This window comes from Parasphingomonas frigoris, from assembly GCF_036663815.1.
GTDB lineage: Bacteria > Pseudomonadota > Alphaproteobacteria > Sphingomonadales > Sphingomonadaceae > Sphingomonas.
In genome coordinates this window covers 112,245-125,155 of sequence record NZ_JAXOJQ010000004.1, presented here as the reverse complement: position 1 = coordinate 125,155, position 12,911 = coordinate 112,245, and the positions used below count along the sequence as shown (strand labels likewise).

10 protein-coding genes are annotated in these 12,911 nt (G+C 68.5%); all 10 read left to right on the top strand.

Going from position 1 to position 12,911, the window contains the following annotated elements; genetic code table 11:
* Nucleotides 1–97: 97 nt before the first annotated feature.
* The 10 genes from U1872_RS15235 to U1872_RS15190 are packed head-to-tail and all read left to right on the top strand — an operon-like array spanning nucleotide 98 to nucleotide 12,799.
* On the top strand, nucleotides 98–742 hold the full coding sequence (locus U1872_RS15235; RefSeq protein WP_332793764.1) for an XrtA/PEP-CTERM system exopolysaccharide export protein: 645 nt from the start codon (nucleotides 98–100) through the stop codon (nucleotides 740–742).
* A 13-nt stretch (nucleotides 743–755) separates the two neighbouring features.
* On the top strand, nucleotides 756–2,276 hold the full coding sequence (locus tag U1872_RS15230; RefSeq protein ID WP_332793763.1) for an XrtA system polysaccharide chain length determinant: 1,521 nt from the start codon (nucleotides 756–758) through the stop codon (nucleotides 2,274–2,276).
* Nucleotides 2,273–3,196: an AAA family ATPase gene (locus U1872_RS15225; RefSeq protein WP_332793762.1), complete on the top strand. Its 924-nt coding sequence runs from the start codon at nucleotides 2,273–2,275 to the stop codon at nucleotides 3,194–3,196. Before U1872_RS15230 ends, U1872_RS15225 begins: the two co-directional genes overlap by 4 nt.
* Nucleotides 3,193–4,821 (top strand): hypothetical protein, encoded by a 1,629-nt coding sequence (locus U1872_RS15220; protein ID WP_332793761.1) that lies wholly within the window; start codon nucleotides 3,193–3,195, stop codon nucleotides 4,819–4,821. Before U1872_RS15225 ends, U1872_RS15220 begins: the two co-directional genes overlap by 4 nt.
* Nucleotides 4,822–4,854: 33 nt before the next feature.
* A complete protein-coding gene (locus tag U1872_RS15215) occupies nucleotides 4,855–6,216 on the top strand; it encodes an AAA family ATPase (RefSeq protein ID WP_332793760.1) in 1,362 nt (453 codons plus the stop codon).
* A 4-nt stretch (nucleotides 6,217–6,220) separates the two neighbouring features.
* Nucleotides 6,221–7,069 (top strand): XrtA system polysaccharide deacetylase, encoded by an 849-nt coding sequence (locus U1872_RS15210; protein ID WP_332793759.1) that lies wholly within the window; start codon nucleotides 6,221–6,223, stop codon nucleotides 7,067–7,069.
* 4 nt (nucleotides 7,070–7,073) lie between these two features.
* On the top strand, nucleotides 7,074–8,147 hold the full coding sequence (locus tag U1872_RS15205) for a FemAB family XrtA/PEP-CTERM system-associated protein (protein ID WP_332793758.1): 1,074 nt from the start codon (nucleotides 7,074–7,076) through the stop codon (nucleotides 8,145–8,147).
* Nucleotides 8,147–9,358 carry a TIGR03087 family PEP-CTERM/XrtA system glycosyltransferase gene (locus U1872_RS15200; protein ID WP_332793757.1) on the top strand — a complete coding sequence of 404 codons (1,212 nt, stop codon included), beginning with the start codon at nucleotides 8,147–8,149 and terminating at the stop codon, nucleotides 9,356–9,358. The genes U1872_RS15205 and U1872_RS15200 overlap by 1 nt, the downstream gene beginning before the upstream one ends.
* Before the next feature lie 4 nt (nucleotides 9,359–9,362).
* Nucleotides 9,363–10,907, top strand: a complete 1,545-nt coding sequence (xrtA, locus tag U1872_RS15195) for an exosortase A (protein ID WP_443025391.1) — start codon at nucleotides 9,363–9,365, stop codon at nucleotides 10,905–10,907.
* Complete coding sequence (locus tag U1872_RS15190; protein ID WP_332793756.1) at nucleotides 10,907–12,799, top strand: XrtA/PEP-CTERM system amidotransferase; 1,893 nt, start codon at nucleotides 10,907–10,909, stop codon at nucleotides 12,797–12,799. Before xrtA ends, U1872_RS15190 begins: the two co-directional genes overlap by 1 nt.
* The last annotated feature ends 112 nt before the right edge of the window (nucleotides 12,800–12,911 follow it).

Genomic DNA, 12,911 nt, shown 5'->3' with positions numbered 1-12,911 from the left:
TCACCTCTTCCCAGCCATATCGACGTCATAGCCGTGAGCTTGCCCCCGTGCGTCAGACGTGACGTTCGGCGGCGGCACGATGCGGCGGGAGGTTTGCATGCTGCGATTTCGGAAAGTGGTCGGTGGGGTCCTGTTGGTCGGCACGAGTGCGCTCGCGCTGACCGGCTGCACGACGTCGCGTGGCCCGGAACTGCCGCAGGCCGGCTTCGTCGCGGCGCAGGAACAGCCGGGCGAGGAATATATCATCGGCCCGCTCGACCAGCTCAACATCTTCGTGTGGCGCAACCCCGAACTGTCGACCAAGGTGCAGGTGCGCCCCGACGGGCGGATCACCACGCCGCTGATCAGCGACATGCCCGCGGTCGGCAAGACGCCGCGGATGCTCGCCGACGACATGAAGATCGCGCTCGGCGAATATATCAAGGATCCGATCGTATCGGTGATCGTCGAGAATTTCAGCGGCACCTTCAGCCAGCAGGTCCGCATCGTCGGCGCGACCGCCAAGCCCGCCTCGATCCCGTATCGCGCCAACATGACGTTGCTCGACGCGATGATCTCGGTCGGCGGCCTCAGCGAATATGCCGCGGGCAACCGTGCGAAGCTCGTCCGCTACAATCGCGACACCGGCAAGCAGGTCGAATATAATCTCAAGCTGTCGAAGCTGCTCAAGGACGGCGACAGCCGCGCCAACGTGCGGCTCGAGCCGGGCGATGTGATCATCATCCCCGAGAGCATGTTCTGAGGGTCGGCCGGGAATGAGTGGCCTCTTCACCGAGCTCAGGATCATCCTGCACACGATCTGGCTGCGGCGCTGGATCGCGCTCGCGGTCGCGTGGGGCATTGCAGTGCTCGGCTGGACGGTGATCGCGCAGATCCCCAACAGCTACGAATCGCGCGCGCGCGTGTTCGTGCAGCTCAACACGATCCTGCCCAGCGCGGTCGGCATCACCCCGGCCGACCAGCAGAAGGATGTCGACACGATCCGCCAGACGCTGACGTCGGCGGTCAATCTCGAAAAGGTCGTGCGCGGCACCGATCTCGCCAATACGGTGAAGACCGATCGCGACGTCGCCGATCGCGTCAACACGCTGTCCAAGTCGATCAAGATCACCGCCGAGCAGGACAATCTCTTCTCGATCGTGGCGACCGGCGCGAGCCCCAAGGTCACGCAGCAAGTGGTGCAGAAACTGATCGACCTGTTCGTCGAGCAGAATCTGTCGGGCGATCGCGACGAGACGACCTCGAGCCTCAAATTCCTCGATGCGCAGCTCGCGCAGCGGCAGAAGCAGCTCGCCGATGCCGACGCCAAGCGCGCCGATTTCCAGAACCGCTATCTCGGCAGCCTGCCGGGCACGGGCTCGCTCACCGACCGGATGAGCGCGGCGCGCTCGGCGATGGCGCAGGTCGACAGCGATCTCGCCGCCGCGCAGTCGGCGCTGTCGGTCGTCAGCGGCCAGATGGCGGGAACGCCAGCCAACATCCCCGGCGTGGCGGGCAGCGCGAGCGCTGGGCCGGCACGCGCGCGGCTCAATGCGATCCAGGGCCAGCTCGCCGATGCGCGGGCTCGCGGCTATACCGAGAACCATCCCGACGTGGTTGCCCTGCGCAGCCAGCTCGCCTCGGCGCAGGCGGCGGCGCGCGGCGAGCCGATGGTCGGCGGCGGCGGTGCGGGGGCGGCGTCGAACCCGGCCTATGTCTCGCTGCGCTCGATCCAGGCCGACAAGCAGTCGCAAGTCGCAGCGCTCTCGGCCCGCAAGTCGCAGCTGCAGCGCGACCTCGACACGATCAACGCCAAACTGGCGGGCGACCCGGCGGTCGCTGCGCAGCAGTCGCAGATCGACAATGAAAACCAGGTGCTCAAGGACGGTTACGCCAAGATGCTCGCCGACCGCGAGGCGATCAAGCTCCGCGGCCAGGCGCAGAGCCAGACCGACTCGATCAAGTTCAGCGTGATCGACCCGCCGACCGCCCCGCGCGTGCCGGCGTCGCCCAACCGCCCGTTGCTGCTCACCGGCGTGCTGATCGTCGCGCTCGGCGCGGGCGTGGCGGTGGCGTTCGGTCTCGCGCAGTTCAGGACGACCTTTGCGACCGAGGCGCGGCTCGAGAAGCTCAGCGGCCTGCCGGTGATCGGTTCGATCGGCGAGACGGTCAGCAAGCTGCAGGTCGCGCAGCGCCGGCGGTTGCTGCTCTATTATGGGGGCGGCGTCGCGGCACTTGGCGTGGCCTATGTGGCTTTGCTCGGCGTCGAGATGCTGCAGCGGGGATTGGCGGCATGACCGAAACTGCGCCTCCCAAGAAGACCCGGTCGCTGCTCGAGCGAGCCGCCGAACGCTACGACTTTGGCGAAGCGACGCGCGCGCGACCCGACGATGCGATCATCCCGCCGGTGATCAACCCCGCGCCTGCGCCGGTGATCGTCGAGGCTTCGCCGCGTCCGCCGCTTCCTACGCGACCGCAGCGCGTCGCGACGATCGACCGCGCAAGGCTGGCCGAGCACGGCTTGCTCGTCCCCGGCGCACCGATCGGCGTGCTGGCCGAGGAATTCCGATCGGTGAAGCGCCAGTTGCTCGCCACCGCGCGCGTAGTGCGGGCGAGCGACGGCGACCTGTCGCGGACGATCCTGGTCTGTTCGGCGCAGCCCGACGACGGCAAGACCTATTGCGCGATCAACCTCGCCATCTCGCTCGCGGCCGAGCGCGATGTCGAGGTGCTGCTGATCGACGCCGATTTCGGCAAGCCCGACGTGATGCAGCGGCTCGGCCTGCGCGAGGGGCCGGGCTTGCTCGACGCGCTCGCCGACCCGACGCGCGATGTCGAGGCGTGCGTCGTGCGGACCGACATCCCGCAGCTCAGCCTGCTGCCATCGGGTCGCAAGACAAACGCGGACACCGAACTGGTCGCCAGCGCGCGCACCGGCGAATTGATCGCGCAATTGCTCGCGACCGATCCCAGGCGGCTGCTGATCTTCGATTCTCCGCCTGCGCTCACGGCATCGCCCGCGGCCGCGCTTGCCAATCACGCCGGTCAGGTCATGTTCGTCGTGCGCGCCGACAAGACCAGCGACAGCGATCTGCGCGATGCCGTCGATCTCCTCGTCGGCTGCGAACAGATCAACCTGCTTCTCAACGCCGTCACGCTCGTTACGGGACGGCACCGGTTCGGCAGCTATTACGGACAACAGGACGACGCGATATGACGCGCACCCGCATCTCGAACCTTTCCGCCATCGCCGGCGGCCTCGTCGCCCTGCTCGCGATCGCGCCGGCGCAGGCGCAGGAGCAGCAGCGCCGGAGTCGCATCTCGCCGTATATCGAGATCGGCCAGATCGTCTCGGCCGACCTCACCAATGACGACGTGCTGACCTATTCGACGGTCGCCGCCGGGGTCAATGCGTCGGTCCAGACCAAGCGCACGCAGCTGCAGGTCAGCTATCGCTACGAACGGCATTTCTCCTACACCAAGCGCGTTGGCGACGACGATCTGCACAACGGGCTTGCGCGCGGCAGCGTCAGCATCGCGCCCAATCTCAGTGTCGATGCCGGCTTGCTCGCGACGCAGACGCGCACCGACATCCGCGGCGCTGCGCCGATCGCGCAGGTCGGGCGGCGCGACAATATCAGCCAGGTCTTCTCGGGCTATGTCGGCCCGACCTATGCGACGCACGCCGGCCCGGTCGGGCTCGCCGCGAGCTATCGCTACGGCTATACCAAGGCCGACGCGCCGGGGAATACCGGCGTGCCCGTGGGCAGCCCGCGACTCGACGTGTTCGACACTTCGCAAAGCCACACGCTCAACGCCAGCGCCGGCGTGAAGGCCGGCGAGATCCTGCCGGTCGGCATCAACGTCTCCGGCGCCTACAACCGCGAGACGGCGGGCCAGCTGGACCAGAAGTTCGACGACAAGGTCGTCCGCGCCGATCTCGTCCTGCCGGTGGTGCCGACGCTCGCGGTGACCGCGGGGGCGGGCTATGAAAAGCTGAAGATTACCCAGAAGGACGCGCTGCTCGACGCCAGCGGCGCTCCGGTTGTCGATCGCAAGGGCCGGTTCCAAACCGATCCCGCATCGCCCGAGCGGATCGCCTATCAGACCGATGGGCTGATCTATGATGCCGGGGTGATCTGGCGCCCGTCGTCGCGCACCACGCTGCAGGCGCGCGTCGGGCGGCGCTATGGCGGGACGACCTATCTCGGCTCGCTCAGCTACGCGCCCTCGCAGTCGATCGCCATCCAGGCTGGCGTCTATGACAGCGTCCAGACGTTTGGCGGTCAGCTGCGCACCGGGCTGTCGGGCCTGCCGACCGCGTTCCTCGAACAGCGCGCCTTGTTCAGCCAGCAATATGGCGGCTGCACTTTCGGCGCGGGCGGTGGCGTGGCGGGGGGCTGCCTCAACGGCGTCTTCCAGTCGATCTCGACCGCGGCCTATCGCGCGCGCGGGATCGACGCGGTCATCTCGGCAACCCGCGGCAAGCTCAATATCGGCTTCGGCGGCGGCTACGCGTCGCGCAGGTTCCTTGCGCCCGATCAGCCCAGCGCTGCTTTCTCGATCGACGGCGTAACCGACCAAAGCTATTATGCGCAGGCGTTTGCCAACCTCCCGCTGACGAGCAGCTCGGGGATCAACGGCACTGCGGTGTTCAATTATTACGACAGCGGGATCGCCAACAGCGCCGGAGTGACCAGCGCCGCGGCAACCGCGCTCTATTACCACAATTTCGGACGGATCGGCACGAGCGCGTCGGCCGGACTCTATTCGTTCAGCCAGAACGGCGTTGCCGACCAGGTTACCGCGACGGGCCAGGTCGGTGTACGGTACCAATTCTGATGCGTGGCGGTCCTATGGGCGAGGATGCTCACTATGTACGATGATCATTACGACTTGAGCGCAAAACCCTTCCAGCTCACGCCGGATGCGCGCTATTGGTTCGAGACCGCGACGCATCGCAAGGCGATGGCGTATCTCGGCTATGGCCTGGCGCAGGGCGAGGGCTTCATCGTCATCACTGGCGATGTCGGCGCGGGCAAGACCACGCTGGTCGGTCATCTGATGGACACGATCGATCCGACGCGGCTCCACGTCATCAAGCTCGTCTCGACGCAGATCGAGGCGGACGACCTGCTGCGGATGGTCGCGGGCGGATTGTCGGTCGACAGCGACGGGCTGACCAAGGCGCAGCTGCTGGTGGCGATCGAACGCGGCCTCCATGCGACCGCGCGCACCGGGCGGCGCACGTTGCTGATCGTCGACGAAGCGCAGGCTTTGCCGGTGTCGAGCCTCGAGGAGCTGCGGATGCTCTCGAACTTCCAGACCGGCGGCCATGCGCTGCTGCAGATCTTTCTGCTCGGCCAGCCCGAGTTTCGCGAGCGGCTGCACGGATCCGACCGGCTCGAGCAGTTGCGGCAGCGGATCATCGCGATGCACCATCTCGATCCGATGGCGGCCGACGAAGTCGCGCCCTACATGCTCCACCGCCTCGCCGTCGCGGGGTGGACCGGGCGTCCGCATTTCACCCCCGACGCCTTCGCCGCTTTCCATGCCGGATCGGACGGCGTGCCGCGCCGGCTCAACCAGCTCGCCGGGCGCGTGCTGCTCTATGGCGCGATCGAACAGCTCGAAACCATCGACGGCGCTGCCGTCGCGACTGTGATCGCGGATATCGCCGGCGATATGACGGGGATGAGGCCGCTCGCGATCGCCGCTGGGCCGGCCGAGCCGAACCCGATCGCCGACACTGATGCCGTCGCTGCTGTCGAGCCGGAGCCGGAGACGATGATCGAGCCGACGCCGGAACCCGAGCCCAGGCTCGTGGTCGCGCCGGAACCGCCCGCGATCGTCGATCCGGAGCCCGAACCTGAGCCGGAACAGGAGCCCGAGCCAGAGCCCGAGCCCGAGCCCGAGCCCGAGCCAGAGCCCGAGCCAGAGCCCGAAGTCGAGCCCGAGCCCGAGCCTGAAGTCGAGCCAGAAGCCGAACCGGAGCCCGAACCCCTGCCGGTGCCAGTGTCGGTCTTCGCGCCCGTTACGACCGCGGGCGATCCGGTCGAGGAAACCGATGTGCCCGCCGGTCCGTCGGTCGACCAGGCGCTGCTCGACCGCATCGCATCGCTCGAATTGCGGATCGACGAACAGGATATCGCACTCCGCCGCGTGCTGACGCTGCTGGTCGACTGGGCCGAAGCCGGGCAGCCGCCGAGCAGCGCCGCCGCGCGCGCGGGGGGCTGAGACGATGCGCCATGCGCTGACCGTCGACATTGAGGACTGGTTCCAGGTCGGCGCGTTCGAGACGGTGATCGCCAAGGCCGACTGGGATTCGCTCACGCCGCGCGTCGAGCGCAACACCGACGCGGTGCTCGCCTTATTCGCCGAAAGCGGCGTCAAGGCGACCTTCTTCACGCTCGGCTGGGTCGCACAACGCTACCCCGCGCTGATCCGCCGGATCGTCGAACAGGGGCACGAAGTCGCCAGCCATGGCTGGGATCACGACCGCGTCTTCACGATGGATGCCGACGTGTTCCGCGCCGACATCGCGCGCGCCCGCGCCGCGCTCGAGGATGCCGGCGGCACCGCCGTCACCGGCTATCGCGCGCCGAGCTTCTCGATCGATGCGCGCACGCCGTGGGCGTATGACGTGCTCGCCGAGGCGGGCTATGTCTATTCGTCGAGCGTCGCGCCCTTGAAGCATGACCATTACGGCTGGCCCGAAGCGTCGCGCTTCGCCTTCCGCCCGCTTGGCGATGCCGACCTGATCGAAGTGCCGGTAACGGTCGCCGAGTTCGGATCGCGCCGGATGGCGACCGGCGGCGGCTTCTTCCGGCTCTTTCCGGCCGCGCTCACCGATTATGCGGTGCGCCAGGTGGCGGGGCAGGGGCAGCCCGGCGTGTTCTACTTTCATCCATGGGAGATCGACCCCGGCCAGCCGCGCGTGACGAATGCGCCGGCGAAATCGAAGCTGCGGCATTACAGCCGATTGGGCGCGATGGCCGGCAAGCTGCGGGGGCTGATCGACCGTCACGAGTGGGGCCGGATGGACGGCGTCGTCGATCGGCTCGATCGCACGCATCTGGCGCAGGCGTAACGCCGTGACGGTGCCGCTGCTCAGCGTCCCCCTGGGGGTGCGCACGATCGACCTGCGCGACGCTGCCGAGCGATCGCGGATCGACGCCTTCGTCCGTGCGCATCCCGCAGCTACGCCGTTTCATCTGCCCGCCTGGAGCATGGCGGTGGCCGAGGGCTGCGGGCAGACCAGCCACACGATCGTCGCCGAACGCGCCGACGGAGCGCTCGCCGGCGTGCTGCCGTTGACCGAAGTGCGCTCGTTCCTGTTCGGCAAGGCGCTGGTGTCGAACGGCTTCGCCGTCGGCGGGGGTATCCTCGCGACCAGCGACGCCGCGGTGCCTGCATTGGCCGACGCGGCATGGGCGCTCGCCGCGCGGCTTGGCTGCCCGACGCTCGAACTGCGCGGCGCTGCGCTGCCCGAGGGTGACTGGCTGGTCGATGCGACCACCTATCTCGGGTTCGTGCGGCCGCTCGCGGCGAGCGACGAGGCCGAACTGCTCGCCATCCCGCGCAAGCAGCGCGCCGAAGTGCGCAAGGCGCTCGACAACGATCTGCACGTCAGCATCGGCGCGTCGCACGCCGACCGGGTGGCGCATTATGCAGTCTATGCCGAGTCGGTCCGCAATCTCGGCACGCCGGTTTTCCCGGCGAAGCTGTTTCGCGCGGCGTTGCGGCACTTCGGCGACGACGCCGACATCCTCACGGTGCGATCGGGCGGAACGCCGGTAGCGAGCGTGCTCAACCTCTATTTCAACGGCACGGTCTATCCCTATTGGGGCGGCGGCACGCACGCCGCGCGGGGCCTGCGCGCCAACGACCGGATGTATTTCGCGCTGATGGCCCACGCCCGCGCGCGCGGCTGCACGCGCTTCGATTTCGGTCGCTCGAAGGCGGGTACCGGGCCGGCCGCGTTCAAGAAGAATTGGGGGTTCGAGGGCGTCCCGCTAATCTATGGCAAGCGTACGGCGGACGGCGCCGCGCTGCGCGAGATCAACCCAACCAACCCGCGCTACACCCGCAAGGTCGAGCTGTGGAAGAAGCTGCCGCTGTGGGTCGCCAACACGGTCGGGCCGCATCTCTCCAAGGGGCTGGGGTGATGGGCGACATCCTCTTCCTCTGCCACCGCATTCCCTATCCGCCCGACCGCGGCGACAAGATTCGCGGTTTCCACATCCTCAAGTTCCTGTCGGCGCGCAAACGCGTCCATCTGATCGCCTTCGCGGACGAGGCGCGCGACCTGCGGCGCAAGGACGGCCTGGCGAGATGCACCGATACGCACTCGATCATCTGGCGCTCGAAATCGCGCGTGACCGCGGCGATCGAGGGGCTGTTCTCGCGCAAGCCGGTGTCGCTCACCGCGTTCGACAATCCCTCGCTGCGCGCTGCGGTCGACGCGATCCTCGCGCGGCACGCGATCGACACGATCTACGTCTTCTCCAGTCAGATGGCGCAATATCTGCCGGCGCGGCCGCGGCAGAAGGTGATCATGGATTTCGTCGACATGGATTCGGCCAAGTTCGCCGAGTACGGCAAGACCGGCCGCGGGCCGATGCGCTGGATGATGCAGCGCGAGGCGAAGCTCCTCCTCCAGTACGAACGCGCTGTGGCGCAGCGCGCCGATGCGAGCCTGTTCGTCAGCGAAGCCGAGGCGCAGCTGTTCCGCGCTGCGACCGGCGCCGCGCGCGTCTATGCCGTCGAGAATGGCATCGATACCGAGACGTTCGATCCCGCCGCCGACTATGAGCGGATCGAGGCGACCGAGGCGCTGATCGTGTTCACCGGGCAGATGGATTACCGCCCGAACATCGAGGCGGTGACCTGGTTCGTAGAGACGATCCTGCCGCGCATCCAGGTCCGCTACCCGCACGCCCGGTTCGCCATCGTCGGTCGCGCACCGACCGAGGCGGTCACCGCGCTCGCCCGGCATAGCGGCGTGGTCGTGACCGCGGAGGTCGCCGACGTGCGCGGCTGGATCGCGGCGGCGTCGGTGGTGGTCGCGCCGCTCCGGCTGGCGCGCGGGATACAGAACAAGGTGCTCGAGGCGATGGCGATGGCGCGGCCGGTAGTCGCGTCGCGCGCGGCGGCCGAGGGGATCGACCATGCCGGGACGATTCGCGTCGGCGAGAGCGACGGCGAGATGGCCGAGGCGGTGCTCGCCTTGCTCGACGATCCCGCCGCCGCCGCGCAGATCGGTCGCGACGCGCGCGCACAGGTGCAGCAGCGCTACAGCTGGGATGCGCGGCTGGCGCCGCTCGATGCGATCCTCGGCATCGGCCTCGAGGCGCCATCGCGCCGCACCGCGGCCTGATCGCGTGGCGCTTCCGCTCGCCGCAGCGGCCTCGAGCGCCGAGTCTGCGCGCGGCTTGAGCGCGCTGTGGCAGCGCCAGGCGGCGATCCTCGCCGGCGTTGCATTCGCGATGCTGCTGCTGTTCCGCACCGACGTCGCGGCGCTCACGACGATCTGGTGGACCAGCACAACCTTCGGCCACTGCCTGTTCATCGCGCCGGTCATCGGCTGGCTGGTATGGCAGCGGCGTGCCGAACTGGCGCAGGTCGCGCCGGTGGCGTGGGCGCCGGGGCTGGCGATCGTGGCGCTCGGCGGCTTGGGCTGGCTGCTCGGCGATGCCGGCGGCGTCGCGCTGGCGCGCCATCTCGGGATCGTGATGATGCTGCAGGGGGCGGTGGTGACGCTGCTCGGCCCCAATGTGGCGCGCGCGCTGCTGTTCCCGCTGGCCTATGCAGTGTTTCTGGTGCCGTTCGGCGAGGGGCTCGAAGAGCCGTTGCAGGGCGTGACGGTCGGATTGACGATGCCGCTGCTCCATCTGTTCGGCGTCCCCGCTCAGGTCGACGGCGTGCTGATCATCATCCCCAACGGCTATTTCGAAGTCGCCGAGGCGTGCTCTGGCGCGAAGTTCGTGATCGCGATGATCGCCTATGGCACGCTCGTCGCCAATGTCTGCTTCGTATCGTGGGGCAGGCGGGCGCTGTTCATGCTCGTGTCCGTCGTCGTACCGGTGCTCGCCAACGGCGTCCGCGCGTTCGGGACGATCTATGCCGCCTATCTCACCTCGGTCGAGCGCGCGACCGGGTTCGACCATATCGTCTATGGCTGGCTGTTCTTCGGGCTGGTGATGGCGGCGACGCTGGCGATCGGCTGGCGCTGGTTCGACCGCGCGCCCGATGCGCCGGTGTTCGATCCGGCGCGACTGCAGGCGGTGCCGGCGCTCCGGCTCGACGCGCTGGTCGCGGCCGCGCTGGTGCTGGCGACGGCGGCGGTATTTCCCGCCTGGTCGGCAGCGATCGCGGGGCGTGCGCAGGTGCTGCCGGCGCAGATCAGCCTGCCAGACGTGCCCGGCTGGCACCGCGTCGCGACGAGCACGCGCGCCGCCTGGGGGCCCAACTATCCGGGCGCCGATCATTATCTGTTCGGCCGCTACGCCGATGCGTCGGGTGATGCGGTCGATCTCGCGATCGCCGTCTATGGCAGCCAGCGCGAGGGCAAGGAGCTCGTCGCGTTCGGCGTCGGGCCGATCCGCGAAGACGATGTCTGGGTGCGCGTCGCCGATCTGCCCGATCTCGCGGGCGGATCGGTTATCCGCGTGACCGCAGCGGGGCCGGTCGAGCGACAGATCGTAACGTGGTACCGCGTCGGCGATGTGCTGACGACGAAGGGACCGATCGTGAAACTGGAAACGCTCAAGGCCAAGCTGCTTGGGGGGCCGCAGCGCGCGGTCGCGGTGCATCTCTCGGCCGAAACGGTGCCGGGGCACTACCCGCGCGCGGCGATGACGCGCTTCATCGCCGCGCTCGGCCCGATCGAGCGCGTGGCCGATCGTGCGGCGGGGATGATGCGCTGATGTGCGGGATTGCCGGTCTCTATTATACCGCCACGCCCAAGCCGGTCGATCCCGCGCGGATCCAGGCGATGGCCGACGCGCAGGCGCATCGTGGACCCGATGGCTCGGGCGTGTGGACCGCGCCGGGCGTCGGGCTCGGGCATCGGCGGCTGTCGATCATCGACGTCGCGGGCTCGCCGCAACCGATGGCAAGCGCGGATGGTGCGCTGACCGTCACCTACAATGGCGAGATCTACAATTTCGCGGCGTTGCGCGCCGAACTGCAGGCGCTGGGCGCGGTGTTTGTTACCGCGGGCGATACCGAGGTGCTGCTGCACGGCTGGGCGGCGTGGGGGCCGGCGATGCTCGACCGGCTCAACGGCATGTTCGCCTTCGCACTCCACGATGCGCGGCGGCAGTGCCTGTTCCTGGCGCGCGATCGGCTGGGGGTTAAGCCGCTCCATTATGTCGAGCTGGCCGACGGTGCGGTGGCGTTCGCGTCGGAGTTGAAGGGGCTGCTCGCGCATCCGCTGGTGCGGCGCGTACCCGATATTCGCGCGGTCGAGGATTATCTGGCGTTCGGCTATGTGCCCGACGATGCGTGCCTGGTCTCCGGGGTCAAGAAGCTGCCTGCGGGGCATTGCCTGCTGATCGAGCGCGGCAAGCCGGTACCGGCGCCGTCGCGCTGGTGGGACGTCGATTTCTCGAAGCGCGCGACCGGATCGGCCAGGGCGCTCGAGGAAGAACTGACGGCGCTGCTACGCGAGGCGGTGACGTCGCGGATGGTGGCGGACGTGCCGCTCGGCGCGTTCCTGTCGGGCGGGGTCGACAGTTCGGCGGTGGTCGCCTTGATGGCCGAGGCGTCGCGCGGGGCGGTGCGAACCTGCACGATTGGCTTCGACGAAAGCAGCCTCGACGAGCGCAAATATGCGAACGAGATCGCCCAGCGCTTCGCGACGCAGCATCGCGAGCGCGTGGTGGCGGCGGACGATTTCTCGCTGATCGACACGCTGGTCCATGCGTTCGACGAGCCCTTCGCGGATGCCTCGGCGCTTGCCACCTACCGGGTGTGCGAATTGGCGCGTGAGGATGTGACCGTGGCGCTCTCTGGGGATGGCGCCGATGAGGCGTTTGCCGGCTACCGGCGCTACAAGTTCCAGGCGGCGGAGGAGCGCGTGCGCGGGCTGGTGCCGGCGTCGGTCCGCGCGAATGTGTTCGGGACGCTCGGCCGCTGGTATCCCAAGGCCGATTGGGCGCCGCGACCGCTGCGCGCCAAGACGACCTTGCTCGCGCTCGCCGAGGATGGCGCTGAGGGCTACGCGCGCTCGGTCGGGGTGACGACGCCGGCACTCCGCGCGGCGCTGTTCACCGATGCCGCCAGGGCGGCGCTGGGCGGGCACCGCGCCGAGGATCGCTACGTCCGCTCGATGCGCGATGCCCCGGCGCGCGACGCGCTCGACCGCGCGCAATATGCCGATTTCCAGCATTGGCTGCCCGGCGACATCCTGACCAAGGCGGATCGCACGAGCATGGCGGTGAGCCTTGAGGCGCGCGAGCCGCTGCTCGATTACCGTCTGGTTGAGTTCGCTGCGAAGCTCCCGGTGGGGATGCGGCTGCGCGGCGGGCAGGGGAAGTGGCTGCTCAAGAAGGCGATGGAGCGCTATCTGCCCAAGGACATCCTGTATCGGCCGAAGATGGGCTTCGTGACGCCGATCAGCGCGTGGTTTCGCGGGGCCTTGGCGGATGAGGCGGCGCGGCTTGAATCATCGCGCGTGCTCGCAGGAACGGGCTGGTTCAACGCCGCGACCATCGCGCAGCTCGCCGACGACCATCGCGGCGGTCGCGCCGATCATGGGCGGACGCTATGGCAGTTGGTGATGCTCGAACGCTCGATGGCACGGTTGTTCGGCTGAGCGGCGCGGTATCGCTACCCATCAGCGCTTCCCCGGCGAAGGCCGGGGCCCAGTAGCGGAGGTGGTGAGTGCAGAGCGCTGCCTTCGCCATTGAGGACGCCACTCCTGGGCC